This is a genomic window from Streptomyces sp. A 4/2 (genome assembly GCF_940670765.1).
In the GTDB taxonomy this organism is placed as follows: Bacteria; Actinomycetota; Actinomycetes; order Streptomycetales; family Streptomycetaceae; genus Streptomyces.
On record NZ_CALNVW010000034.1, the window covers coordinates 121,452 to 145,744 of the forward strand.

The 24,293-nt window shown below is 67.5% G+C and carries 19 protein-coding genes and 1 tRNA gene; 10 read left to right on the top strand and 10 right to left on the bottom strand.

Features of this window, described 5'->3' with window-relative positions:
• Nucleotides 1-112: 112 nt before the first annotated feature.
• Both NBY69_RS25250 and NBY69_RS25255 read left to right on the top strand, forming a co-directional pair.
• Entirely contained in the window at nt 113-991 is an 879-nt protein-coding gene (locus tag NBY69_RS25250; protein ID WP_250303875.1) for an AraC family transcriptional regulator, read from the top strand.
• 11 nt (nt 992-1,002) lie between these two features.
• Nucleotides 1,003-1,317 (top strand): chorismate mutase, encoded by a 315-nt coding sequence (locus NBY69_RS25255; RefSeq protein WP_250303773.1) that lies wholly within the window; start codon nt 1,003-1,005, stop codon nt 1,315-1,317.
• Between the two features lie 66 nt (nt 1,318-1,383).
• Here NBY69_RS25255 and NBY69_RS25260 read toward each other — a convergent pair whose 3' ends face one another.
• The gene (locus NBY69_RS25260) at nt 1,384-2,106 is read right to left on the bottom strand and encodes a DsbA family protein (RefSeq protein WP_374211332.1); all 723 of its coding nucleotides are present in this window, start codon (nt 2,104-2,106) and stop codon (nt 1,384-1,386) included.
• A 98-nt stretch (nt 2,107-2,204) separates the two neighbouring features.
• Between NBY69_RS25260 and NBY69_RS25265 the strand changes: the two genes are divergently transcribed.
• From NBY69_RS25265 to NBY69_RS25285, 5 genes are all read left to right on the top strand, one after another.
• The gene (locus NBY69_RS25265) at nt 2,205-3,068 is read left to right on the top strand and encodes a phosphotransferase (protein ID WP_250303775.1); all 864 of its coding nucleotides are present in this window, start codon (nt 2,205-2,207) and stop codon (nt 3,066-3,068) included.
• A 354-nt stretch (nt 3,069-3,422) separates the two neighbouring features.
• On the top strand, nt 3,423-5,588 hold the full coding sequence (locus NBY69_RS25270; RefSeq protein WP_250303776.1) for an alkaline phosphatase family protein: 2,166 nt from the start codon (nt 3,423-3,425) through the stop codon (nt 5,586-5,588).
• A gap of 318 nt (nt 5,589-5,906) precedes the next feature.
• Nucleotides 5,907-8,399: an aminopeptidase N gene (gene pepN, locus NBY69_RS25275; RefSeq protein WP_250303777.1), complete on the top strand. Its 2,493-nt coding sequence runs from the start codon at nt 5,907-5,909 to the stop codon at nt 8,397-8,399.
• A gap of 229 nt (nt 8,400-8,628) precedes the next feature.
• The gene (locus tag NBY69_RS25280; RefSeq protein WP_250303778.1) at nt 8,629-10,017 is read left to right on the top strand and encodes a pyridoxal-dependent decarboxylase; all 1,389 of its coding nucleotides are present in this window, start codon (nt 8,629-8,631) and stop codon (nt 10,015-10,017) included.
• Nucleotides 10,014-11,423: a lysine N(6)-hydroxylase/L-ornithine N(5)-oxygenase family protein gene (locus NBY69_RS25285; RefSeq protein ID WP_250303779.1), complete on the top strand. Its 1,410-nt coding sequence runs from the start codon at nt 10,014-10,016 to the stop codon at nt 11,421-11,423. Before NBY69_RS25280 ends, NBY69_RS25285 begins: the two co-directional genes overlap by 4 nt.
• Nucleotides 11,424-11,496: 73 nt before the next feature.
• Here NBY69_RS25285 and NBY69_RS25290 read toward each other — a convergent pair whose 3' ends face one another.
• Nucleotides 11,497-13,308: a bifunctional UDP-sugar hydrolase/5'-nucleotidase gene (locus tag NBY69_RS25290; protein WP_250303780.1), complete on the bottom strand. Its 1,812-nt coding sequence runs from the start codon at nt 13,306-13,308 to the stop codon at nt 11,497-11,499.
• A gap of 159 nt (nt 13,309-13,467) precedes the next feature.
• Between NBY69_RS25290 and NBY69_RS25295 the strand changes: the two genes are divergently transcribed.
• Both NBY69_RS25295 and pyk read left to right on the top strand, forming a co-directional pair.
• Entirely contained in the window at nt 13,468-14,181 is a 714-nt protein-coding gene (locus NBY69_RS25295; RefSeq protein ID WP_250303781.1) for an SIMPL domain-containing protein, read from the top strand.
• Between the two features lie 125 nt (nt 14,182-14,306).
• Nucleotides 14,307-15,743, top strand: a complete 1,437-nt coding sequence (pyk, locus tag NBY69_RS25300) for a pyruvate kinase (RefSeq protein ID WP_250303782.1) — start codon at nt 14,307-14,309, stop codon at nt 15,741-15,743.
• Nucleotides 15,744-15,760: 17 nt separating this feature from the next.
• On the opposite strand, the gene NBY69_RS25305 is transcribed toward pyk, so the two are convergent.
• Together NBY69_RS25305 and NBY69_RS25310 are read right to left on the bottom strand one after the other, a co-directional pair.
• The gene (locus tag NBY69_RS25305) at nt 15,761-16,543 is read right to left on the bottom strand and encodes a helix-turn-helix domain-containing protein (RefSeq protein ID WP_250303783.1); all 783 of its coding nucleotides are present in this window, start codon (nt 16,541-16,543) and stop codon (nt 15,761-15,763) included.
• Nucleotides 16,544-16,652: 109 nt separating this feature from the next.
• A tRNA-Leu gene (locus NBY69_RS25310) sits at nt 16,653-16,727 on the bottom strand.
• Between the two features lie 99 nt (nt 16,728-16,826).
• Between NBY69_RS25310 and NBY69_RS25315 the strand changes: the two genes are divergently transcribed.
• Nucleotides 16,827-17,486 (top strand): ANTAR domain-containing response regulator, encoded by a 660-nt coding sequence (locus NBY69_RS25315; RefSeq protein WP_250303784.1) that lies wholly within the window; start codon nt 16,827-16,829, stop codon nt 17,484-17,486.
• 70 nt (nt 17,487-17,556) lie between these two features.
• On the opposite strand, the gene NBY69_RS25320 is transcribed toward NBY69_RS25315, so the two are convergent.
• From NBY69_RS25320 to NBY69_RS25345, 6 genes are all read right to left on the bottom strand, one after another.
• Nucleotides 17,557-18,273, bottom strand: coding sequence for an ABC transporter ATP-binding protein (locus NBY69_RS25320; protein ID WP_250303785.1), 717 nt, complete (start codon nt 18,271-18,273; stop codon nt 17,557-17,559).
• Nucleotides 18,270-19,169, bottom strand: a complete 900-nt coding sequence (locus NBY69_RS25325) for an ABC transporter ATP-binding protein (protein WP_250303786.1) — start codon at nt 19,167-19,169, stop codon at nt 18,270-18,272. The genes NBY69_RS25320 and NBY69_RS25325 overlap by 4 nt, the downstream gene beginning before the upstream one ends.
• Nucleotides 19,170-19,177: 8 nt before the next feature.
• On the bottom strand, nt 19,178-20,974 hold the full coding sequence (locus NBY69_RS25330; RefSeq protein WP_250303876.1) for a branched-chain amino acid ABC transporter permease: 1,797 nt from the start codon (nt 20,972-20,974) through the stop codon (nt 19,178-19,180).
• A gap of 5 nt (nt 20,975-20,979) precedes the next feature.
• Nucleotides 20,980-21,912 carry a branched-chain amino acid ABC transporter permease gene (locus NBY69_RS25335; RefSeq protein ID WP_250303787.1) on the bottom strand — a complete coding sequence of 311 codons (933 nt, stop codon included), beginning with the start codon at nt 21,910-21,912 and terminating at the stop codon, nt 20,980-20,982.
• A 103-nt stretch (nt 21,913-22,015) separates the two neighbouring features.
• Complete coding sequence (locus tag NBY69_RS25340) at nt 22,016-23,242, bottom strand: branched-chain amino acid ABC transporter substrate-binding protein (protein ID WP_250303788.1); 1,227 nt, start codon at nt 23,240-23,242, stop codon at nt 22,016-22,018.
• 539 nt (nt 23,243-23,781) lie between these two features.
• Nucleotides 23,782-24,255: a PaaI family thioesterase gene (locus NBY69_RS25345; RefSeq protein WP_250303789.1), complete on the bottom strand. Its 474-nt coding sequence runs from the start codon at nt 24,253-24,255 to the stop codon at nt 23,782-23,784.
• Nucleotides 24,256-24,293 lie beyond the last annotated feature (38 nt).

Consider the following 24,293-nt stretch of genomic DNA (forward strand, 5'->3'; position numbering starts at 1 on the left):
CGCAAGGGAACACACCCGCCGCGGTACGGACGCAGCGTCACGAAACATGACGGATCGCACATGACGGATAGCCATGGATGACAACGGATCACGCAGGGAGGCCGGAAAAGGGATGTACCACACCTGGATGCGCTACTTCACCCCCAGCCCCGTCCACCACAAACTCGGCCTCGTCTGCCTCGGCGTCGGCCTCCAGCACGGCACCCTGCCCCCGGTCGGCCCCCGCACCCTCGACCACCACGTCGCCGTCGTCGTCAGCGCCGGCACCGGCTGGTACCGCGGCGCCGACGGACGCCGCACCCCCGTCACCGCGCCCGCACTGATCTGGATCACCCCCGGCACCACCCACCACTACGGCGCCGACCCCGCCACCGGCTGGGACGAATCCTTCGTCGACTTCACCGGCCCCGCCACCACCACGTACACCGAACTCGGCTACATCGAACCCGACCGGCCCGTCGTCCCCCTCACCGACGTCGCAGCCGCCCGCGCCGCCGTCGGACGCATCGCCCGCGCCGCCCGCCGCGGCAACCCGCTGCTCGAAGTGGAGACCGGCGCCGCCGTCCACGAACTCCTCGTCGCCCTGCGCCGCGCCCGCGCCGACACCGACGCCGAAGGCGCCCCCGTCCTCCAGGCACTCGCCCGCGACGCCTTCCAGCCGCTGACCGTCGCCGAACACGCCTCCCGCCACGGCATGACCCCCGCGGAACTGCGCCACGCCGTACGGCAAGGAGCGGGCTGCAGCCCCAAGGACTACCTCCTGGGCATCCGCCTGGGCCGCGCCAAGGAACTCCTCGCCGCCACCGACCTCCCGGTGGCCGCCGTCGCCCGCCGCGTCGGCTACGACGACCCGGCGTACTTCTCCCGGCTGTTCACCCGCCGCGTCGGAAAGGCCCCCGTCATCTTCCGCCAGCAGCAGGGACACACCGTCCCCGGCGGCTGGAGTGACCAGATACCGGACCCCGACGACCCGCCGACGATCACGACGTAAGCTCGACGACCATGACCGAGACAGCCCCGTCCGTACAGGCCGAACTGGACCGCCTCCGCGGATCCATCGACAACATCGACGCCGCCGTCGTCCATATGCTCGCCGAACGCTTCAAATGCACCCAGCAGGTCGGCCACCTCAAGGCACAGAACCACCTGCCGCCCGCCGACCCGGCCCGCGAGGCCCGCCAGATCGCCAGGCTGCGCAGCCTCGCCGAGAGCGCCAGACTGGACCCGGCCTTCGCGGAGAAACTCCTCAACTTCATCGTCGCGGAAGTCATCCGCCACCACGAACAGATCGCGGACGGCTCCGAGAACAACACCTGAGCCCCACACACCCGGCAGGGGCGGGCCACCGACGGCCCCACGCCGTCCGCCCGCCCCACCCGCCGCTCAGCCCGCCGCCGCCCACAGCGTCAGATACTTCGCGAACTGGCCCCGGTCGAAGACGACACTCTGCTGATCCTGCGGAATCGCCGCACCGTCCAGCAGCACCGTCGGCGTCCCCTCCGCCCCACTGCTCTCGAAAGCCGCCTCGGACCGCGTCACGAAACTCCGGTACGTCATGTCCTCGACCGCCTTGTCGAACCGCGCACCCCGCAACCCCGGCACCTTCGACGCAAGCTCCAGCAACCGCGCAGTGGTGAAACCGTCCACCGACTCCTCGGGCTGATCCCGGTACAGCACCGCGTGGTACTCCGCGAACTTCCCCTGCTCCAGGGCCGCCCGCAGCGCGTTGACCGCCCGGACCGAACCGTGCCCCCCGAGCGACTTGTCCAGGAACGACGCGAGCGTGTACTGCATCTTCACCGTCCGCTCCCGCGCCAGATCCAGCGCCGCAGGCGCGCCACCCGTCTCCTCGAACGTCCTGCAGACCGGGCACCGCGGATCCTCGTACAACGCGACCGTCCTACGGGCAGCGGGATCACCCACGGTGATCGTGGTGCCGTCGCTCTCCAGCCGCTCGGGCAGCACCTTGTACGGAGTCGTCACCGGCGCGGGCTTCCCCGCCGGCTTCTCCGCCGCACTCTCCTCCGGCCCGCACCCCACAGCGACCAGCGCCACCACCGCGCCCACCGCGACCCCGGCAACCCGTCTCCACCTGCGCACCCGCATCCTCAACCCCACCCCAGCGTCGCCCTGCCCACCCGCCGACCAGCACATTCCCGCGCTCACCGACGAACCGGAACCCAAGGGACCTAGGGTAAGTGCGCATGACACCCGCCGATCCCACGGGCCAACAGCGCCGCCCCCCTGCCGACCTCACCACCACCCACACCCTCGACATCGGCCCCACCACCGTCGTCAAGCGCTACCGGTCCTGGGACCGCGACGAACCCCGCCGCGAATGGCAGACCCTCACCCTCCTCGCCCGGCACGCCCCCGGCCTCGCCCCACGCCCACTCGACCGGTCGGCCCACCCACCGGCCGTCACCATGGAACGCGTCCCCGGCACCCCCCTGCGCGGCACCCACGTCGGCCCCGCACAGACCACCGCACTCGCCGCAGCACTCACCCGCCTCCACGAAGCCGTCCCCCGCACCCAACTCGACGCCCTCCCGCCACGACTCTGGCCCCCGGCCCTCATCCTGCGCGGCGTACGCGACCAGTGCGCACAACCCTCACCCACCGCACCGGACACCGACCCCACCGAACAGGCCGCCCTCAGCGCAGGCACCGCCTGGATCTCCGCACCCCACCTCGACACCCTCGCCGCCACCGAACCCACCACCCCCGTCCTCGGCTTCGCCGACGGCAACCTCGCCAACTACCTGTGGGACGGCACCCGCATCCGCCTCGTCGACTTCGAGAGCGCCGGCCGCGCCGACCGCATCCACGAACTCGCCGAGATCACCGAACACATATCGGCCTGGTCCGACAGCGAACTCGACACCGACACCCTCCTCGGCCACTTCACCCTCACCCCCGCCGAAACCCGCCGCCTGCGCGAACTCCGCCGCCTCACCGCCCTCATGTGGCTCTGCATGCTCACCCTCGACCGCGCCACCGCACACCCCCGCAACCCACCCGGAACCGTCACCCGCCAAGCACGCCGGCTGCTCCACCTCCTGAACTGACGCCGAGGGACGCGAGGTTCTTCTCCTCCAGGTCCGCCCGCACGCCCTCGCGGCGCCGCCGACCAGCGGGCCACTACCCGTCACGAACCAAGAACCGCCGCACATTTCCCGTCAGGTCATGTTCGAGCGAAATTCATTCGATCACTACAGGCATCGGACGTCGTGGATGCCTATGGTGCGGGTTGCCACGGACAGACACGGAAATGCAAAGGAAAATACCCGGCGGTAGGTATTCCGAGGGGTTTTCACCGATGCCGGCCCGTGTTCTGCCGACTGGCTCTCCGCGAATCGACAAGAAGACGATCCGCGGACCTTTCAGAAGAACCTCAGAGCAAATACAAAGGAAACGCTGGGATGCAGATACCACGCGCGAGAATCCGAAGTCTGATGGTCGCGGCCCTGCTGGCATGCGCCGCCCTTCCGGGGACGGCTTCCGCGACCGCGGCGACCTCGGACACCACACCCGCGAACACCGGCTCCCCGGTCGTCGTGGGATCCACCGCGGTCCCCAAGCCGGACCACGTGGTCATGGTGATGATGGAGAACCACGGCTACGACGACATCCTCAACAACACGTCCGACAAGCCGCAGGACCAGGCCCCGTACATCAAGTCCCTGGTCGCGCAGGGCGCGTCGTTCACCAACTCGTACGGCATCACCCACCCGAGCCTCCCCAACTACTACGCGCTGCTGTCCGCCTCGGACACCGTCAGGACCAGCGACTTTCCCGCGCCGTCGTCCGTCGACGCCGACAACCTCCCCAACCAGCTGGTCACCCACGGGTACAGCTTCGCCGACTACGCCGACCAGGCCCTCCCCACCCAGTGGCTCCGTTACAAGACCACCCCCGGTGTACCCGGCAACCTGAACCCGATGGACAAGCGGCAGGAGGAGTTCCCGACCACCCAGGACGGATTCGCCGAACTGCCCACCGTCTCCTTCTACGTGGGCAACGGCATGCAGAGCATGCACGACGGCTCCATCGCCCAGGGCGACGCCTTCGTCAAGAACACCTTCGGCTCGTACATCCAGTGGGCCAGGACCCACAACAGCCTCTTCGTGCTGACCTGGGACGAGGACGACTTCACCCCGGCCAACCACATCCCGACGATCATGGTCGGGCCGATGGCCGAGGCCGGCGAGTACAGCGAGAAGATCAACCACTACAGCGTCCTGCGCACCCTGCTGGACATGTACGGCCTGGACCACATCAACCACACGGCCGACGCGGACGTCTCGACGATCACCGACACCTGGGACATGTCGAAGACCGCCCGCCTGCAGGGCACGGCCGGGCGATGCCTGGAGAACCACCGGACCAACCCGGCAGAGACGGACCCACCCGGCCTGTGGCACTGCGAATCAGCCGCCGACCAGAAGTGGATCAGGCACGCGGACGGCACGATCCGCCAGTCCGGCACATGCCTGACCGCCACCACGAACGGAAAGACCGACCTCGCCGACTGCGACGGCACCCCCACGCAGACCTGGCAGCCCGCAGCCGACGGCTCCCTGACCAACCCGGCATCCGGCCGCTGCCTCACCGTCCCCGCCGCGAACCCCGCCAACGGAACCCCGGCCGAACTCCAGGACTGCGACGGCAAACTCCACCAGAAGTGGATCGTGCCCGGCTACCACGCGCACCACTCACTCACAGTCGACACACCCTCGACCGTCAAGCCCGGCGCCACCACCACCGTGACGACCACCTACACCAACGACGGCAGCCCGGTAGCGCTCACCGACGCCTCCGTCAGCCTCGCAGCGCCCAGCGGCTGGACCGCCAGAGCCACCTCGCCCACCACATTCACCGCCGTCAAGCCCGGCCAGTCCGTGAAGACCACCTGGACGCTCACCACCCCCGCCGACGAAACACCCGGCGCCAAGACACTGTCCGCGCAGGCCACCTACAAGAACGCGAAGAGCAGCGACGAGGGCACCGGCTCCGTCGACGTCCCCTACACGTCTCTGACAGCGGCGTTCAACGACGTCGGCATCACCGACGACCAGAACGCCTCCGCAGGAGCCTTCGACGTCACCGGCCACAGCTACTCCGCCCAGGCACTCGCGGCGCAGCACCTGACCCCGGGAAGCACCGTCACCGCAGAAGGAACCACCCTCACCTGGCCGAACGTGCCGGCCGGCACCTCGGACAACGTCAACTCCACCGGGCAGAAGGTCGAGTTCTCCGGCAAGGGATCAAAGCTCGCCTTCCTGGGCTCCGGCGTCTACGGGCCGCTGACCGGCACCGGCACGGTGACGTACACCGACGGCACGACGCAGACGTTCTCCCTCGGCTTCAGCGACTGGACCCTGAACGGCGGCGGCAGCGTCCCGCCCGCCGGCAGCACCGTGGCGAAGACGACCTACCGCAACAAGGCGTCCGGCCCCGAGAACGTCACCACCTACGTCTTCTCCGCCTCGGTGCCCATCGACCCGAACAAGACCACGGAGATGATCCAGCTGCCCAAGCCGGCCTCGGGGTACCTCCACCTCTTCGCCATGGCCACTTCCTCCTGACAGCCTCTCCGCTGACGCCCCGCCACAGGAACAGCGAGGCAACCGCCACCTGAGAACCCCACCGAGCCGCCCCACGGACCGTGCAGAACCAGGACACCGTGGCGCGGACGGCTCCGCACGGGAAACCCCGCCGGCCGGGGGGATCAACGACGATCCCCCCGGCCGGCGCGACCCGCTCACCGGCACCCCGCACACCCGGCAAGAACCCCGAACACCCCGAGCCCCCACGGCGACCCGCACCACCACACCGCCGCCCGCCACCTCCCCGACTCCCTCGGACCCGTACACACGATCAACGCCTTACGGCACGATGGGTCCATGTCCGTACTGACGCGCGACGAAGCGCAGCTCCGAGCCCAGCTCCTCGATGTCCAGCGGTACACGATCGACCTCGACCTCACCCGGGGCGACGACACCTTCGACTCCCGGACCGTCATCCACTTCACCGCACGCACCGCCGGCAACACCTTTGTCGAGCTCAAGCCCGCAGAACTGCGCTCCATCACCCTCGACGGACAACCCCTCGACCCCGAAACCCTCACCGAGAACCGGCTCCCCCTCACCGGCCTCACCGAAGGCGACCACGAACTCCACGTCGACGCCTCCATGCGCTACTCCCACACCGGCGAAGGCATGCACCGCTTCACCGACCCCACCGACGGCGAGACCTACGTCTACACCCAGCTGTTCATGGAAGACGTCCAACGCCTCTTCGCCGCCTTCGACCAGCCCGACCTCAAAGCCGTCTTCGACGTCACCGTCACCGCCCCCGAAGACTGGAGCGTCCTCGCCAACGGCATCACCCGGCAGAACACCCCCGGCCACTGGCAGGCCGCACCCACCCCACCCATCTCCACCTACCTCGTCGCCATCGCCGCAGGCCCCTGGCACTCCGTGACCACCGAACACGCCGGACTGCCCTTCGGCATCCACTGCCGCCGCTCCCTCGCCGCCCACCTCGACACCGACGCCGACGAAATCCTCGACATCACCCGCGCCTGCTACGACCGCTACCACGAAAAATTCGACGAACCCTACCCCTTCGACTCCTACGACCAGGCCTTCGTCCCCGAATTCAACGCAGGCGCCATGGAAAACCCCGGCCTGGTCACCTTCCGCGACGAATTCATCTACCGCTCCGCCGTCACCGACACCGAACGCCAGACCCGCGGCATGGTCATCGCCCACGAAATGGCCCACATGTGGTTCGGCGACCTCGTCACCCTCCAATGGTGGGACGACATCTGGCTCAACGAATCCTTCGCCGAATACATGGGCTACCAGACCCTCGCCGAAGCCACCCGCTTCACCGACACCTGGGTCGACTTCGCCATCGCCCGCAAGAGCTGGGGATACGACGCCGACCAACGCCCCTCCACCCACCCCGTCGCACCCGACCCCGCAGCCGTCCCCGACACCGCATCCGCGATGCTCAACTTCGACGGCATCTCCTACGCCAAGGGCGCATCCGCCCTGCGCCAACTCGTCGCCTGGCTCGGCGAAAAAGACTTCCTCGCCGGAATCAACAACCACTTCGCCCGCCACCGCTTCGGCAACGCCACCCTCGCCGACTTCATCGACAACCTCGCCTCCGCCACCGACCGCGACGTCCACACCTGGGCCGAACAGTGGCTCACCACCACCGGAGTCGACACCCTCACCCCCCGCATCACCGAAACCGACCACACCTGGTCACTCGCCGTCACCCGCGACGGCACCCGCCCCCACCGCATCGCCGTCGGCGCCTACGACCACGACCCCGTCGACCCCGCCCACCTCGTCCTGCGCGAACGACTCGAACTCGACGTCCCGGCCCCCGACACCACCCACAGCTTCCAAGGCCGCCGCCCCGACCTCCTCCTCGTCAACGACAGCGACCTCACCTACGCCAAGGTCCGCCTCGACCCCCCCTCCTGGAACACCGCACTGCACGCCCTCTCCGGCATCCCCGACCCCCTCACCCGCGCCGTCATCTGGAACGCCGCCCGCGACATGGTCCGCGACGGCGAACTCCCCCCCACCGCCTACCTCGAAGCCGCCCACACCCACCTCCCGCACGAAACCGACCTCGCCGTCGTCCAAGGCGTCCTCAGCTTCGCAGCCACCCAGATCACCGACCGCTACCTCCCCACCGAGGACCGCACCACCGCCCTCACCACCCTCACCACGACCTGCCGCGCCCTCATCCGCCGCACCGAAGACGGCACCAACCCCGGACTGCGCCTCACCGCCGTACGCCACTTCATCGACGCCGCCACCCAGCCCGACGGCATCCAGGCCTGGCTCACCGACGGCAGCGTCCCCGGTGGACCCGAACTCGACCCCGAACTCCGCTGGCGCATCCTCACCCGCCTCGCCGCCCTCGGCGCCACCGACGAAACCGCCATCACCGCCGAACTCGACCGCGACAACAGCGCCACCGGCCAGGAAGGCGCCGCCCGCTGCCGGGCCGCCCTCCCCACCCCCCAGGCCAAAGCCACCGCCTGGCAGCAGATGTTCCACACCGACGACCTCTCCAACTACCTCTTCACCGCCACCGCCCAAGGCTTCTGGCAACCCGAACAGACCGACCTCCTCAGCACCTACGTACCGCGCTACTACCAGGACGCCGTCACCCTCGCCGACCGCCGCGGCCCCGCCATCGCCGAAGCCGCAGGCCGCTACGGATTCCCCGCCTACGACATCACCCCCCAAGCCCTCGACCACGGACAGACCTGCCTCCGCGACGCCGACATGATCCCCGCCCTGCGCCGCAAACTCACCGACCAACTCGACGACCTGCGACGCGCCCTGGACATCCGCGGAAACTGAAACCCGCACACAGAACAAGAACCGAACCCCCCGCACACAAGACCGAACACCCCCCATAACACCCGGACACCGCCCAACAACCCCTCCGGCGAAGGCAATACCACTTCCGGGTCGACATCGTTGTGCTCAACGGGCACGCCACCTGTTCCCCGTACAGGCCGGCCCCCGAACAGGCTGGTACCCCACCCAGGCCGGGGCCACAGCCCCACGCGCAACGAAGGACACCCGCATGAGCACGCCGCCCCTCGCCGGAGGGGCCACAGGCCCGAGCGCCCTGCGGCCCCTCATCGGCACCGTCCTCGACGCGCTCCACCAAGGCGCAACCGACCGCGCCGGCCCCCTCCCCGCCGGCGGACCACAAACCGTCGCCGCACGCGTACGAGCCACCGCCCACCCCGTACTGCCCCACACCGGAACCGGCGCCGAAGAAGCCCTCCACACCCTCGTACACGCCCTCACCCAAGGCGCCGCAGACCCCGCAGACCCCCACTGCGCAGCCCACCTGCACTGCCCCCCACTCGCCCTCGCAGCCGCCGCCGACCTCGCCGCGTCCGCACTCAACCCCTCCATGGACTCCTGGGACCAGGCACCCGCCGCCTCCGAACTCGAAGCCCTCGTCACCCGCACCATCGCCGCCGAGATCTACCCCACCGGCGACGCCCTCATCACCACCGGCGGCACCGAATCCAACCAACTCGCGCTGCTCCTCGCCCGCGAACGGCACGGCGCCCTCCGCATCATCTGCGGCGCCAACGCCCACCACTCACTGCCCCGCGCCGCCTGGCTCCTCGGCCTCCCCCCACCCCTCACCATCCCCGCACCCGCCGGAACCATCGACCTCGCCGCCCTCGATGAAGCCCTCACCGTCGGAAACACCCCCGGACTCCGCCCCCGCGGCGGACCCGTCCTCGTCACCGCCACCGCAGGCACCACCGACGCAGGACTCATCGACCCCCTCCCCGAAATCGCCGACCTCTGCGACCGCCACGGCGCCGAACTCCACATCGACGCCGCATACGGCGGCCCCCTCCTCTTCAGCGAAACCCACCGACACCAGCTCAACGGCATCGAACGCGCCGACTCCGTCACCCTCGACCTCCACAAACTCGGCTGGCAACCCGTCGCCGCCGGGCTCCTCGCCGTACCCCGACCCGCCACCCTCGACGCCCTCAACCACCAAGCCGACTACCTCAACGCCGACGACGACACCGAAGCAGGCCACCCCGACCTCCTCGGCCGCTCCCTCCGCACCTCCCGACGCCCCGACGTACTCAAAATGGCCGTCACCCTCCGCGCCCTCGGCCGCACCGGACTCGCCGCACTCATCGACGACACCTGCGCACTCGCCCAGGAACTCGCCGACCTCATCGAAACCCACCCCCACCTGGAGCTCTACGACCGCCCCACCATCTCCACCGTCCTCTTCCGCCCCACCGGAGCAGACGACGAAACCATCGCCACCATCCGCCGCACCCTCATCGACGAAGGCCGCGCCGTCCTCGGCCGCGCCCGCGCCGACAACCGCCTCTGGCTCAAAGTCACCCTCCTCAACCCCCACACCACCACCGGCGACCTCAAAGCGCTCCTCGCACTCCTGGAAGGCACCGCACCCCGATGACCCTGCCCCCCCAACACCTCCCCGAAGGCCAGCCCCACGACCTGGTGGGCGTCGGCATCGGCCCCTTCAACCTCTCACTCGCCGCCCTCGCCCACCCCCTCACCCAACTCCGAACCGCCTTCTACGAACAACGCCCCGCCTTCCACTGGCACCCCGGACTCCTCATCGACGACGCCACCCTCCAAGTCCCCTTCCTCGCCGACCTCGTCACCCTCGCCGAACCCGCCAGCCCCTGGTCCTTCCTCAGCTACCTCAAAGCCCGCGAACGCCTCTACCCCTTCTACTTCGCCGAGCACTTCCACATCCGACGCACCGAATACGACGCCTACTGCCGCTGGGTCAGCGAAAACCTCCCCGGCCTCCACTTCGCCCACCAGATCGACTCCATCCGCTGGAACACCCGACGCGCACTCTTCGAAGTCGACTACACCCAACTCGACACCGACGGAGAAGCCCGCGCCCTCGGCCGCACCCACACCCGCAACCTCGCACTCGGCGTCGGCACCGAACCCCACATCCCCGAACCCCTCAAACCACTCGCCGAAGCACCCACCGTCCCCGTCGTCCACTCCGCCCAATACCTCGACAACCGCGAACGCCTCATCTCCGCACACCACATCACCGTCATCGGCGCAGGACAATCCGGCGCCGAAATCTTCCTCGACCTCCTCCGCGCCCGCCCCGAAGGCCAAGAAAAAATCACCTGGCTCGCCCGCACCGAAGCCTTCGCCCCCATGGAGTACTCCAAACTCGGCCTCGAACACTTCACCCCCGACTACACCCGCTACTTCCACCAACTCCCCGAATCCGTACGCGACACCCTCGCCCCCCAACAATGGCAACTCCACAAAGGCATCGACGCCGACACCATCGCCGCCATCCACGACGAGCTCTACCGCCGCACCCAACACGGCGGCTGGCCCGACGCCGTCCTCACCCCCGGCGTCACCGTCCGCACCGCAGGCCGCGTCGCCACCACCCGAGTCGAACTCCACCTCGAACACACCCAGCAAGGCACCCGCTCCCGCCTCACCACCGACGCCGTCGTCCTCGCCACCGGCTACCGCGAACGCCCCCTCGACACCATGCTCGCCGGACTCGACCCCTACATGCGCCGCGACACCTCACAACGCCCCCGCATCGACGACCACTACCGCCTCGTCCTCGACCCCACCGTCACCGGAGCCGTCTACGTACAGAACGCCGAACGCCACACCCACGGCGTAGGCGCCCCCGACCTCGGCCTCTCCGCCTGGCGCAGCGCCACCATCCTCAACTCCCTCACCGGCACCAACCCCTACCCCCTCCCCAACCGCACCGCATTCACCACCTTCGGCCTCACCCACCCCCACCCCCCGCACCCACACGACCGCACCGACCTCATCCCCCTCACCGAAGCCACCTGAAAACACCACACACAAAAACGGGGCCCGGCTCAGCAACAGCCGAACCGGACCCCGCCCACACACAAAAAACGCCCTAGAACACCGGCGTCCCGTCCCGCGTCAACTTCCAGTCCACCGACGCGAACTCCGCCGCATCCACCGTCCCCTTCGCCTGCACCCAAGCAATGATCGTATTCCGGATCTCATCCGAATTCGCCCACACCTGCTCAGCACCCGGCACATGCGGGAAATTACCCCCACCACTCGCCCGATAGTTATTCACCGCCAGCACGAACTTCGCCGCCGGATCAATCGGCTTCCCACCGAACGACAGATTCACGATCCGCGAACCCACCGCCTTCGCAATATCGATCTCATACGTCAGACCAGAAACCGCATCGTAGTTGTAATCCGGAGTCCCCTCCGCATTCGTCAACTTCGACGTATCCACCGCCCCACCCGCCGGCGTCTGCACATAATACCGAGCCGAGAACTCCAGATAATCCTTCATCTGCGCACCCGTCACCAACCGCGCCTCAAGCGTGTTCTCGAACGGATACAACCCCGCCGCATCCTTGATCGTCACACTCCCCGCAGGAATCTGCGCCGTACGCGAGAAACACGACGCCTGCGACAACACCGGCAACGCCGCATACGCGCCACCCGCCAACGCCGCCCTCACCGTGTCCGCCTGCACCACATTGATCAAATCAATGATCGGCTCGTCCTTCCACGGCGCATCCGCCGTCGTCATCGCCACCGACGACGTCCCGATCACCTCATTGACATACGCCACCACCTTCTTGTGCTCATCCTTCAGCAACTTCGTGATCCTCGGATCCTCCGCCACCGCATTCGTGTTCAACACCTTCGAACCGGCCCTCTCGACCGCCCAACGCCCCTTCTCCCACACCAGATCGAAATCAAAGACCGTCAGCCGCTCACCCCACATCAACGGCTCCGACAGAACAACCTTCCTACCCGTCTCCTCGTTCACCACGAACGACTCAGGGATCTCCACATGCGCATGACCCACCAGAATCGCATCGATCCCCGGCACCTGCTGCGCCACCAGACCCGCCGCATTCTCCACATGCGGAATCTGATCCCCGTACGACGACGTACCACTCGCACCCGAATGCGCCGCCACGATCACCACATCCGCACCCATGGACCGCAGCCGCGGAACAAACTTCGCCGCCTGCTCCTCAAGGCCCGGAAACGTCATCTTCCCCTGAACGTTCGCCTTGTCCCAGATCGCAATACCCGGATTCGTCAGACCCAGGATCGCCACCTTCACATCACGACCGTGCGGCGTACGCAACGTCTTGAAGACATACGGAGTGAACGCCGGCTTCAACGTCTTCGCATCCAGCGCATTCGCACCCAGCAGCGGAAAACGACACTGCTCCTCGAACTTCCGCAGCACCGGAATACCGTAGTTGAACTCGTGGTTACCGAGCGCCGCAGCGTCGTAACCGATCAGGTTCATCGCCTGCGCCATCGGATGCACCGGACCGTGCTTCGCCGTGATCGGGTCGATCTTGGCGTAGTAGTACGACAACTGCGTGCCCTGGATCGTGTCACCCGCATCGATCATCAGGGTGTTGTGGCGGCCCTTCTCCTTACGGATCCGCTCCACCAGCGTGGAGATCTTCGCCAGACCGACGTCGTTGTGGTCCGCGTCGTCGAACTCCTTGTCCGTGAAGTAGTCCCAGTTGAAGACATGACCGTGCAGATCGGTCGTCCCCATCACGGTGAAGGAGTACCGCTGCTGCGGACGCCCATGACCCTGACCAGGCCCACGCCCATGCGCCTCAGCAGGCACAGCCGTACCCCCAGCCACAGCCACACCGGCGCCGGCGGCTGCCGAAGTACCCAGAAACGTCCTACGGTTGAGCGGCATTTCATCTCCCTAGTCCACAACACAACGCGCGTAGATGCTGTCCAGCACGATGCACAACGCGCGTAGATTCTGACCCAGGAGCCACACCCCGCAACACCCCCCGCACATTTCGATCTGATGACCGACCACCGTCCGGCCGGGGCTGCCACAGTGGAACCCATGACCTCCGAAACCCCCGCCCCCGCACCCCCCTACGGCACCCCCGAAACCCCCCGCGTCGCCGTACGCGGCGAAGCACACCTCGAAGTCGACCCCGAGATCGCCCGCATCGACATCACCGTCAGCGCCCGCGGCAAAGACCGCCGCGCCGCACTCGACGACCTCACCCGACGCAACAACCAACTCCTCACCCTCGTCAAAACCTACGGACCAGCCATCGAAAAGGTGGAAAACGGGGCATTCTCCATCACCCCCGAAACCACCCCGCACAGCAGAGGCGAACGCATCCGCGCCTACCACGGCCGCGTCCACATCACCGTCGAACTCAACGACTTCACCGCACTCGGCGAACTCACCACCCGCACCGCCGACCACGACATGACCCGCACCACCGGACCCTGGTGGTCCCTGCGCCCCGCCTCACCCGCCCACGGCGAAGCACGCCGCCAAGCAGTCCGGGACGCCGTCCAACGAGCCCGCGAATACGCCGACGCCCTCGGCGCCCGGCTCACCGCACTCGTCGAACTCGCCGACCTCGGCGCCGAGAACACCCCCACCCTCGGCGCAATGCCCCCGGCCCCCGGCGGCCTCCGGACCCGATCCGCCTACAGCGGCACCGACGAAACCCCCACCGCCCTCGACCTCGAACCCCAACGTCAGACCGTGTACGCACAAGTAAACGCCCGCTTCACCATGACCCCACCCCAGCTCTGAACCAACCGCTCATCAGAGCACCACTCCGCCCACTTCAACACTTGTCAACTAGCCTTCATCCAAAGGTGGTTGAGCCGTCACCCCCACCCAATTGCCTACCCATCGGTAAGCCCTACGCTCGAACCATGCGCCGAGCAAAGATCGTCTGCACCCTGGGCCCAGCAACCGACTCGTACGAGCAGATCAAGACACTCGTCGACGCCGGAATGGACATCGCCCGCTTCAACCTCAGCCACGGCAGCTACGCCGAGCATGAACAGCGCTACCACCACGTCCGCAAAGCATCAGAGGAAACCGGCCGCAGCGTCGGCATCCTCGCCGACCTTCAAGGCCCGAAGATCCGCCTCGGCCGATTCACCGAAGGCCCCGTACTCCTTGAACGCGGCGACGACTTCACCCTCACCGTCGACCCCGACGCCCAGGGCGACCGCAACAGCTGCGGCACCACCTACAGCGGCCTCACCCGCGACGTCACCACCGGCGAACGCATCCTCGTCGACGACGGAAAAGTCACCCTCGAAGTCATCTCCGTCGAAGGCCCCCGCGTCCACACCATCGTCATCGAAGGAGGAATGATCTCCGACCACAAGGGACTCAACCTCCCCGGCGTCGCCGTATCCGTCCCCGCGATGTCCGAAAAAGACACCGAAGACCTCCGCTGGGCCCTCCGCACCGGCGCCGACATCATCGCCCTCTCCTTCGTACGCACCGGACAGGACATCAACGAAGTCCACCGCGTCATGAAAGAAGAGGGCCGCACCCTCCCCGTCATCGCCAAAATCGAGAAGCCCCAGGCCGTCGACAACATCGACGACATCGTCGCCGCATTCGACGGCATCATGGTGGCCCGCGGCGACCTCGGCGTCGAAATGCCCCTGGAACAGGTCCCGATCGTCCAGAAGCGCGCCGTCAAACTCGCCAGGCGCAACGCGAAGCCCGTCATCGTCGCCACCCAGATGCTCGACTCGATGATCGAGAACTCCCGCCCCACCCGCGCCGAAGCCTCCGACGTCGCCAACGCGATCATCGACGGCACCGACGCCGTCATGCTCTCCGGCGAGACCAGCGTCGGAAAGCACCCCGTCGAGACCGTCAAGACCATGAGCCGCATCGTCGAGGCAGCCGAGGAGGACCTCCTCGCCAAGGGCCTGCCGCCCCTCACCGACCGCAACAAACCCCACACCCAGAGCGGCGCCGTCGCCCGCGCAGCCGCCGAAATGGGCGACTTCCTCGGCGCCGAACTCCTCGTCGCCTTCACCCAGTCCGGCGACACCGCCCGACGCCTCTCCCGCTACCGCTCCCCGATCCCGCTGCTGGCGTTCACCCCCGACCCGGCCACCCGCGCGCAGCTCAACCTCAGCTGGGGCGTCGAAGCGATCCTCGGCCCGCACGTCGACTCCACCGACGAAATGGTCGCGCAGGTCGACGAACAGCTCCTGAGGACCGGCCGCTGCCAGAGGGGCGACACGGTGGTCATCACCGCGGGCTCCCCGCCCGGCATCGCGGGCTCCACCAACCTGGTCCGCGTCCACCACATCGGCGAGAACGACGCCCCGGAGTAGCGGCGCTGCGGCCCGGGTCAGAACTTCGGGCCCACGTGGCGGTCCATGAGGGCGACGGACGCGCGCTTGGCGACGGAGATGTTGTGTGTCTTCCGGCCGTAGTGGGCCGACTTCCACTCGACGTTGACCTTGTCGAGCGTGTCGGTGAAGAGCCTCAGAATGTCGACGGACGTGTTGGTGAAGAAGTAGCGCGGATACTCGTAGCGCTTGGATGCACCGGCAACGATACGAGTGGTCCAATTGGTCACCCGGCATCCGTCGGAGTGGATGAGCCCACGGATGAAATCCCACGGCTGTCCGTCCACGATGGTGAGCTGCCAGGGGGTCAGCGCGATGGTGCGTTCGTGCTTCTTGCCGGGGCCGTGCTGCGGGAAAAGGCATGGCCAGTGACGGCTGTAACTGCTGACTGATACGCAGCCCTGCCGTTGCAGTACGGATACGGAGTCTTCCGGCCGGACGGTTTTGATGGCCTCCCGACACTTGGTGATCAGTCCTGGCCATGTGTCGGTACACGTAATACGCAGGTAGAACCCGCCCCTCGGATGCTGACTGATGCAACCGTCTCCGAGGTAGAGGCCCAGGAGATAGGCGTATGCGGCCGTGTCCGCAGGAAGGCCTGGCGCAGGACGGCACCTGGGGCAGGGCGGTGCTTCACGACGCAGTAGGGGGAGCGGGTCTATTCGGGTTCGCCAGTCGCGGATCGCGGCACGAGATACTCCGGTTTCTTTGCTGACGGAGTTGAGGCTGCGGCCTTGCGCGACGAGCGACAGTGCACGCTTACGCGTGTCCATGTCGTACATGCGCCCGATCCTGACGAGTGCCTGGCGCCTTCGGGACGGAACAGCAATGCGATCACACGTTCACGTGAAATCTCTCGATTCCCGAGCGACCTTGGAATCGAAGGAAAAGTGCCCCGGGTCGGACTCGAACCGACACTGTATGGGTTTTGAATCCATTGCCTGCTGCCAATTGGGCTACCGGGGCCCGCAGGATCGAAGGTTAACCTTGACCCGCTGCGCCCCCACCATACCGCAGCTAGGTACGCTCTTGGGAGCTGCACCTGCCCCGCAACGAGGAGCCCCCGTGACCGCCCCCGAGTCGCCCCAGCCCGTCGCCGACGACGACAAGTCGCACGTCCCGCCGCTGACGACCCGCGTCGTCATCGCCGAGGACGAGGCCCTCATCCGCCTCGACCTCAAAGAGATGCTCGAAGAAGAGGGTTACGCGGTCGTCGGCGAAGCCGGTGACGGTCAGCGGGCTGTCGAGCTGGCCCGGGAACACAAGCCCGATCTCGTCATCCTCGACGTGAAGATGCCCGTCCTGGACGGCATCTCCGCCGCCGAGAAGATCGCCGAGGAGTCCATCGCCCCCGTCCTGATGCTGACCGCGTTCTCGCAGCGCGACCTCGTGGAGCGGGCCCGGGACGCCGGAGCGATGGCGTACCTGGTGAAGCCGTTCTCCAAGAGCGACGTGGTGCCCGCCATCGAGATGGCGGTGTCCCGCTTCACCGAACTGAAGGCCCTGGAGCAGGAGGTCGCGGACCTGTCGCTCCGGCTGGAGACCCGGAAGCTGGTGGACCGGGCGAAGTCGGTGCTGCAGACGCAGTACGGGCTGACCGAGCCCGCCGCGTTCCGGTGGATCCAGAAGACATCGATGGACCGGCGGATGTCGATGCAGCAGGTCGCCGAGGCGGTCATCGAGGACGCCGAGGAGAAGAAGGCGGCGAAGGAGCAGGGCCAGTAGACGCCCGCCGCTCTGTACGGAGAAGGCCCGCCCCGGTGACGCACGGGGGCGGGCCTTCGTCCGTGGTGGGTCAGTCCTCGCCGAGGTACGCCTTGCGGACCGACTCGTCGTGGAGCAGGTCCTGGCCGGTGCCGGAGAGGGAGATCTTGCCGATCTCCATGACGTAGCCCTGGTCGGCCAGGGAGAGCGCGGCCTGCGCGTTCTGTTCGACGAGCAGGATCGTGGTGCCCTGGGACTTGAGCTCGACGATGGTCTCCAGGATCTTCTGCATCATGATCGGGGAGAGGCCCATGGAGGGCTCGTCGAGCATGAGCAGTTTGGGCTGGGACATCAGTGCGCGGCCCATGGCGAGCATCTGCTGTTCGCCGCCCGAGAGGGTTCCGGCGGCTTGCTTTCGGCGTTCGCCCAGGATGGGGAAGAGGTCGTAGGCGCGCTGGATGTCCTTCTCGATGCCTTCTTTGTCGTCTCTCAGGAACGCTCCGAGCTGGAGGTTCTCGTAGATCGAGAGGCGGGGGAAGATGTGGCGGCCTTCGGGGGAGTGGGCGAGGCCCAGTGCGACGATCTTGTGGGCGGGGATGCCCGCGAGTGGTTTCCCGTCGAAGGTGATGGTGCCGCCGGCCGGCTTGATCAGTCCGGAGAGGGTGCGCAGGGTGGTGGTTTTGCCTGCGCCGTTGGTGCCGATGAGGGTGACGACCTGGCCGGCTTCGACGGTGAAGGAGATGCCTTTGACGGCTTCGATCTTGCCGTAGGCGACTCTGAGGTCCTCGACTTCGAGGAGAGCGGTCACGGGGTGTCTCCTTCGGTGCCGGTGGCGCTGTTCTGTTGTGCTGCTTCGGCTTCTGCTGCTTCGACTTCGGCGGCTTCTTCGTCGCCGGGGGCGCCTTCGAAGGGGGTGCCGAGGTAGGCGGCGATGACGCGTTCGTCGCCTTGGACGACGTCGGAGGTGCCTTCGACGAGTTTTTCGCCCTGGACGAGGACGGCGACGCGGTCGCAGAGGTTGAAGATGAAGCGCATGTCGTGCTCGATGACGAGTACGGCGATGCCCTGGTCGCGGATGGCGAAGACGAGTTCTTCGGTGGCGCGGGTTTCCTGGGGGTTCATTCCGGCGGTGGGCTCGTCGAGGAGGAGCAGGCCGGGTTCGCTGGCGAGGGCGCGGGCGATTTCGAGCTTGCGCTGTTCGCCGTACGGGAGGTTGCGTGCGAGGTGGTCGGCCTTGTGGGCGAGGCCGATGAACTCCAGGAGTTCCGTGGCGCGTTCGCGGGATTTCGCTTCGGCCTTGTGGAAGCCGGGGCCGCGGAGGATGGCGGACCAGAGGCCTTCTTTGGTTCTGGTGTGGCGGCCGACGAGGACGTTTTCCAGGACGGTCATGTTGGCGAAGAGCCGGATGTTCTGGAAGGTGCGGGCGATGCCTGCCTTGGTGACGAGGTGGGGCTTGGGTGGCAGGACGGTGCCCTTGTAGCTGACCTTGCCCTCGGTGGGGACGTAGAGGCCGGTGAGGCAGTTGAAGAAGGTGGTTTTGCCTGCGCCGTTGGGGCCGATGAGGCCGACGATCTCTCCGGTGTTGACGGTGAGGTCGACGTTGCGTACGGCGGTGAGGCCGCCGAAGCGCATGATGACGCCTTCGGCCTGGAGCACCGGGGTGCCGGTGGCTTGGGGTGTCTGTGCGGTGGTTTCGGTGGTCATGTCGTTCCTCACGCCCCTGCCGTGCCGGCGGGGACGGTGTCGTCGCCGGGTGCGCGCTGTTCCGGTAGGTCGGGGGTGTCGTCCTCGTGGAATTCGAGTTGGCGTCGCCGGTTGGCGATGACGCCTTCGGGGCGGAAGCGCATGAGGAGGACGAGGGCGATGCCGAAGGCGAGGAGTTCGTACTGCCGGAGGAAGGTGAGTTTCTGGGGGATGAGGTAGAGGAAGGTGGCGCCGAGGAGGGGGCCGCCGACGGTGCCCATGCCGCCGAGGACGACGGCGGCGAGGAGGAACGCGGAGTTGGGTGGGGCTGCTCCGGCGAACTGGTAGGGGGCGGGTGTGACGCTGTAGGTCACGTGTGCGCTGACGGTGCCGGCGAGTCCGGCGAGGGTGGCGCCGAGGGCGAAGGCGATGAGTTTGGCTCGGAAGCCGTTGATGCCCATGGCGGTTGCTGCGGTTTCGTCCTCGCGGATGGCGATCCAGGAGCGGCCGATGCGGGAGTCCGCGGCGCGGTTGAAGACCACGACGACGAGTCCGGTGATGACCAGCATGAGGAGGAAGTAGTTGGCGAAGCGGCCGAGGGCGAAGCCTGCGATGTCGTGGGCTGTGCCGAGGTTGAAGCCGAAGAGGTTGAGGTCGGGGATGGAGGGGATTCCGTTGGGGCCGTTGGTGATGTCGGGTCCTGAGGAGCCGTCCATGCTGTTGACGGCGATGCGGAAGATCTCTCCGAAGCCGAGGGTGACGATGGCGAGGTAGTCGCCGCGGAGGCGGAGGGTGGGGGCGCCGATGAGGACGCCGAAGATCAGTGAGGCGGCCATTCCGGTGAGGGCGGCTGCCCAGAAGGGGAATTGGACGCCGGCGAATCTGGAGAATTCGGAGCCGGAGACGAGGGCGGCTGCGTAGGCGCCGACGCCGAGGAAGGCGACGTATCCGAGGTCGAGGAGTCCGGTGAGGCCGACGACGATGTTGAGGCCGAGGGCGACGGTTCCGAAGACGAGGATGCTGACGCCGAGGTTGGCGTTGGCGTCCTCGGTCTGGGTGAAGGGGAAGATCGCGGCGGCGAGGAAGGCCATGGAGGTGGCGAATCCCTTGTGCCGTGCGTTGAGTTGGGAGAAGCGGTCGGTGAGTCCGGCGCTGAAGAGGGCCCAGGCGTTGAAGAGGACGAGGAGGACGAATGCGAGGAAGACCTCGGGTTGTTCGTCGGGGACGTCGATGCCGTAGGTGAAGACGGTCAGGCCGAGTGCGGTGGCGGCGGTGATGACGACGCGTTGTGCCCAGGTGGGCAGGCGCTTGGGTGCGGGGATGCCTTCGGCTTTGGCGAAGTAGTGCTTGGTGGTGGGGCCGGGGCGGGGGAGTGCGAGGGTTCCGGCGAGGGAGAGCGTGGAGCCTGCGACGGCGATCCAGCCGCCGGGGTCGACGTTGACGAGTCCGCCGAGTTCGAAGGAGATGGCGAGGACGACGTACCAGGCGGCGGCGAAGGCGGCGAGTGCGGCGAGGAACACGGGGGCGGTGGCGGCGCCGGGGTTGAGCCAGCGCAGTCCGCGGGTGTTCTGGTGGCCGAGCAGGTAGAGGAGGGTGATGACGCCGGCGATGACGATGAGGATCTGGAGGCCGGAGGGGTTGCCGGAGTAGGTGAGGTCGTCGGCGAAGTCCGCTTTCCAGGTCCAGGAGAGGAAGGCGCTGATGATGGTGGCGACGGCGCCGACGGCGGTGAGTGCGCGGGCGGCGGCCGGGGGGAGCGGTATCGGCGGCTGGGGCCCGGTGGGTTCGGGGCTCTTGGCGGGTTCTGTGGTGGCGTTGGTGGTCATGGTGGTCACGCCCTGTCCGCGACGCGTTCGCCCAGTAGACCTTGTGGTCGTAGGAGCAGTACGAGGATGAGGAGGACGAAGGCCCAGACGGAGGACCAGGCCTGGCCGCCGAGTTGGTGCATGCCGGGTACCTGGTCGATGTAGGCGGTGGCCATGACTTCGGCGACGCCGAGGACGAGGCCGCCGAGCATGGCGCCGTAGATGTTGCCGATGCCGCCCAGTACGGCTGCGGTGAAGGCCTTGAGTCCGGCCTGGAAGCCCATGCTGTAGTCGACGTTGCCGATTTTGAAGCCGTAGGCGATGCCGGCGACGGCGGCGAAGAGGCCGCCGATGGCGAAGGCGATCACGATGATGCGGTTGGTGTCGATGCCCATGAGCTGGGCGGTGTCCGGGTCCTGGGCGGTGGCCTGCATGGCGCGGCCGGTGCGGGAGGTCCGGGTGAAGACGGCGAGGGCGGCCATGCAGAGCGGGGCGGCGATGATGAGGAAGAGGTCGCCGCTCTGGACGGTGACGGAGCCGAGGTGGTAGGGGCCGCCGGGGAGGGCGGGGAAGACGCGGGCGTTCTCGGCGCCGGGGTACCAGTTGAAGACGGCCTGCTGGAGGGCGAGGGAGAGGCCGATGGCGGTGATGAGTGGTGCGAGGCGTGGTGCGCCGCGTAGGGGGCGGTAGGCGAAGCGTTCGGCTCCTACGGCGACGAGTACGGCGACGAGGGCGCCGCCGATGAGCATGGCGGGCAGGGCTATCCACATGGATGTGCCGTTGGGCAGCACGTACAGGTAGATGGTGAGTGCGCCGAAGCCGCCGGTCATGAATATCTCGCCGTGGGCGAAGTTGATGAGCTGGACGATGCCGTAGACCATCGTGTATCCGATGGCTATCAGCCCGTACATCGAGCCGAGGAACAGCCCGTTGGCCAGCTGCTGCGGCAGGGAGTTCACCGCGTGGCCTCCATGTGGGTGGGAAGTGAGCGGGGGGAGACTGCGGGCCGCGCGGTGACGGGTGGTCCTGGCCGCGCGGCCCTGGGTGGTGCGGTGTTCCTGGTCAGCCGGCGGGGGTGTAGACGCCGCTCTTGACGGCCTTCCAGACGCCGTTCTTGACCTGGTAGACGGTGAGCTGCTTGTTGGTGGTGTCGCCGTACTGGTCGAATGCGACGTGGCCGGCGATGCCGTCGAAGTCGGTCTTCTGGACGGCGTCGACGATCTGCTGGCGGGCGTCGGTGGGGATCTTGCCGTCCTTCACGACGGCGCCGACGGCCTTGATGATGGCGGTGGCGGCGTCGTAGGAGTATCCGCCGTAGGTCCCGTAGTCGCCGGTGTACTTGGCGGCCTTGTACTTCGCGATGAAGTCCTTGGCGGCGGGGAGGGAGTCGACGGGGACGCCGACGGAGGTGGCGAGGTCGCCTTCGGCTGCCTTGCCGGCGGTCTTGATGTAGGTCGGGGAGAACATGCCGTCGCCGCCCATGAGGGGGATGTTGGCGCCGGCGTCCTTGAGCTGCTTGGTGATGATCTGGGACTCGTCGTACTGGCCGCCGTAGTAGAGCATGTCGGCGCCGGAGTTCTTGATCTTGGTGACGAGGGTGGAGAAGTCCTTGTCGCCGGTGTTGACGTGGTCTTCGCCGGCGAGTTTGCCGCCTGCCTTCAGGAAGTTGGACTTGAAGAGCTTGGCGAGGCCGGCGCCGTAGGTCTGCTTGTCGTCGACGACGAAGACCTTCTTCTTCTTGAGGGTCTGGCCGGCGTACTGGGCCGCGAAGCCGCCCTGGAGGGCGTCGGTGGTGGCGGTGCGGAAGTACGTCTTGTAGGGGCGGACCTTGGAGGTCTGCCAGTTCTTGCCCTGGGTGAGTTCGGGGGCGGTGTTCGCCGGTGATATCTCGACGAGGTTGGCGGTGGCGAAGACCTGCTGCATCGTTTGTGCGACACCGGAGTTGAGGGGGCCGACGACGCCGAGGACGTTCTTGTCGGCGACGAGGGTGGAGGCGTTCTGCTGGCCGGTGGGCGGCAGGGCCTTGTCGTCGAGGGCCTTGATGGCGAACTTCACGCCGGGCACGGTGTTGTTCTTGTTGGCGTCGTCGATGGCGACCTTGACGCCGCCCTGGATGCCGAGGCCGGTGGCGGAGTTCGCTCCGGTGAGGGGCGCGTCGACGCCGATGATGACCTCGGTCTTGCTGTCGCCGCCCTTGCTGTCCTTGTTGTCGCGTGATCCACAGGCGGTGAGTGTGAGTGCTCCGGTGGTCAGCACGGTGGTGAGTATGAGCAACGAACGGTGTCGCACGATGTTTCCTCTCCCTGGCGCGTCGCCTCTGCTGAGGCGACGTAGGTCTCGCCGGGCCGTACTGGGGTGGTACTGAGCCGTGCTGCAGACGCGCCCGGCGGCGCGGTGACTGGCCGTGACTCTAAGCGCAGGTGGCAGAGGTGTGGGCCGGAGAGGGTCAGGATGTGACTGTCTTGTTATGCCCGGAGGGTTGAACGGCTGTCCTACAGCGGACAGTTGGGAGGAATGCGGTCACCATCTATCTGCCCACATGATGAGAACGCGCAGTTCCGCTCAGGGGCTTGAGGCAATCTTGCTGCTGTCACCTTGTGGTGTAAGGGAGTTGGGGCGACGGCGCCCCCGGACCCGGTGGAGGTGGGGGTGCGGGGGGCGTCGCGGACCCGTGCGTTCCTTGCGTTCCTGTGACGCAGGGTGACGGCGGAGTGGTGTGGCGGTCGTCGGGAGTGACGGATTCCGCTCGCTGCCGTGGTGCGCGATGGCGTGTTCTGTACCGGTCGGGCGCTGTGCCGGGGTGGTGCGTGTGCTGTCAGGTTTCCGTGTCAGCCCGTGGGGTTGCCGGGGTTGGCGTCGCGGAGGAGGCAGGTGAGGCGTGCGGTGCAGACCCGCTTGTCGTGTTCGTCGGTGATGACGATTTCGTAGGTGGCGGTGGAGCGGCCCCGGTGGACGGGGGTGGCGACTCCGGTGACGAGTCCGCTGCGGGCGCCGCGGTGGTGGGTGCAGTTGAGGTCGACGCCGACGGCGAGTTTGGCGGGGCCGCCGTGCAGCATGGCGCCGACGGAGCCGAGGGTTTCGGCGAGGACGGCGGAGGCGCCGCCGTGCAGCAGGCCGTAGGGCTGGGTGTTGCCTTCGACGGGCATGGTGCCGACGACGCGGTCGGCGGAGGCTTCGACGATGCGTACGTCCATGCGTTCGCCGAGGTGCCCGGCGGAGAAGAGTGCGACCAGGTCGACGCCGAGGGCCGCGTACTCGTCGATGACTTCCTGGGGGAAATTCACGGTGGTCTGCTCGCCCATGGGGGTGTGGCTCCGATCGTGGTGGTGTCCGGGGCGCT

Bases quoted from the DNA above. Each gene is read 5' to 3' on its own strand.
- NBY69_RS25250 (WP_250303875.1), top strand. From the start codon at position 113: ATGTACCACACCTGGATGCGCTACTTCACCCCCAGCCCCGTCCACCAC.
- NBY69_RS25255 (WP_250303773.1), top strand. From the start codon at position 1,003: ATGACCGAGACAGCCCCGTCCGTACAGGCCGAACTGGACCGCCTCCGC.
- NBY69_RS25260 (WP_374211332.1), bottom strand. From the start codon at position 2,106: ATGCGGGTGCGCAGGTGGAGACGGGTTGCCGGGGTCGCGGTGGGCGCG.
- NBY69_RS25265 (WP_250303775.1), top strand. From the start codon at position 2,205: ATGACACCCGCCGATCCCACGGGCCAACAGCGCCGCCCCCCTGCCGAC.
- NBY69_RS25270 (WP_250303776.1), top strand. From the start codon at position 3,423: ATGCAGATACCACGCGCGAGAATCCGAAGTCTGATGGTCGCGGCCCTG.
- pepN (WP_250303777.1), top strand. From the start codon at position 5,907: ATGTCCGTACTGACGCGCGACGAAGCGCAGCTCCGAGCCCAGCTCCTC.
- NBY69_RS25280 (WP_250303778.1), top strand. From the start codon at position 8,629: ATGAGCACGCCGCCCCTCGCCGGAGGGGCCACAGGCCCGAGCGCCCTG.
- NBY69_RS25285 (WP_250303779.1), top strand. From the start codon at position 10,014: ATGACCCTGCCCCCCCAACACCTCCCCGAAGGCCAGCCCCACGACCTG.
- NBY69_RS25290 (WP_250303780.1), bottom strand. From the start codon at position 13,308: ATGCCGCTCAACCGTAGGACGTTTCTGGGTACTTCGGCAGCCGCCGGC.
- NBY69_RS25295 (WP_250303781.1), top strand. From the start codon at position 13,468: ATGACCTCCGAAACCCCCGCCCCCGCACCCCCCTACGGCACCCCCGAA.
- pyk (WP_250303782.1), top strand. From the start codon at position 14,307: ATGCGCCGAGCAAAGATCGTCTGCACCCTGGGCCCAGCAACCGACTCG.
- NBY69_RS25305 (WP_250303783.1), bottom strand. From the start codon at position 16,543: ATGTACGACATGGACACGCGTAAGCGTGCACTGTCGCTCGTCGCGCAA.
- NBY69_RS25325 (WP_250303786.1), bottom strand. From the start codon at position 19,169: ATGACCACCGAAACCACCGCACAGACACCCCAAGCCACCGGCACCCCG.
- NBY69_RS25330 (WP_250303876.1), bottom strand. From the start codon at position 20,974: ATGACCACCAACGCCACCACAGAACCCGCCAAGAGCCCCGAACCCACC.
- NBY69_RS25345 (WP_250303789.1), bottom strand. From the start codon at position 24,255: ATGGGCGAGCAGACCACCGTGAATTTCCCCCAGGAAGTCATCGACGAG.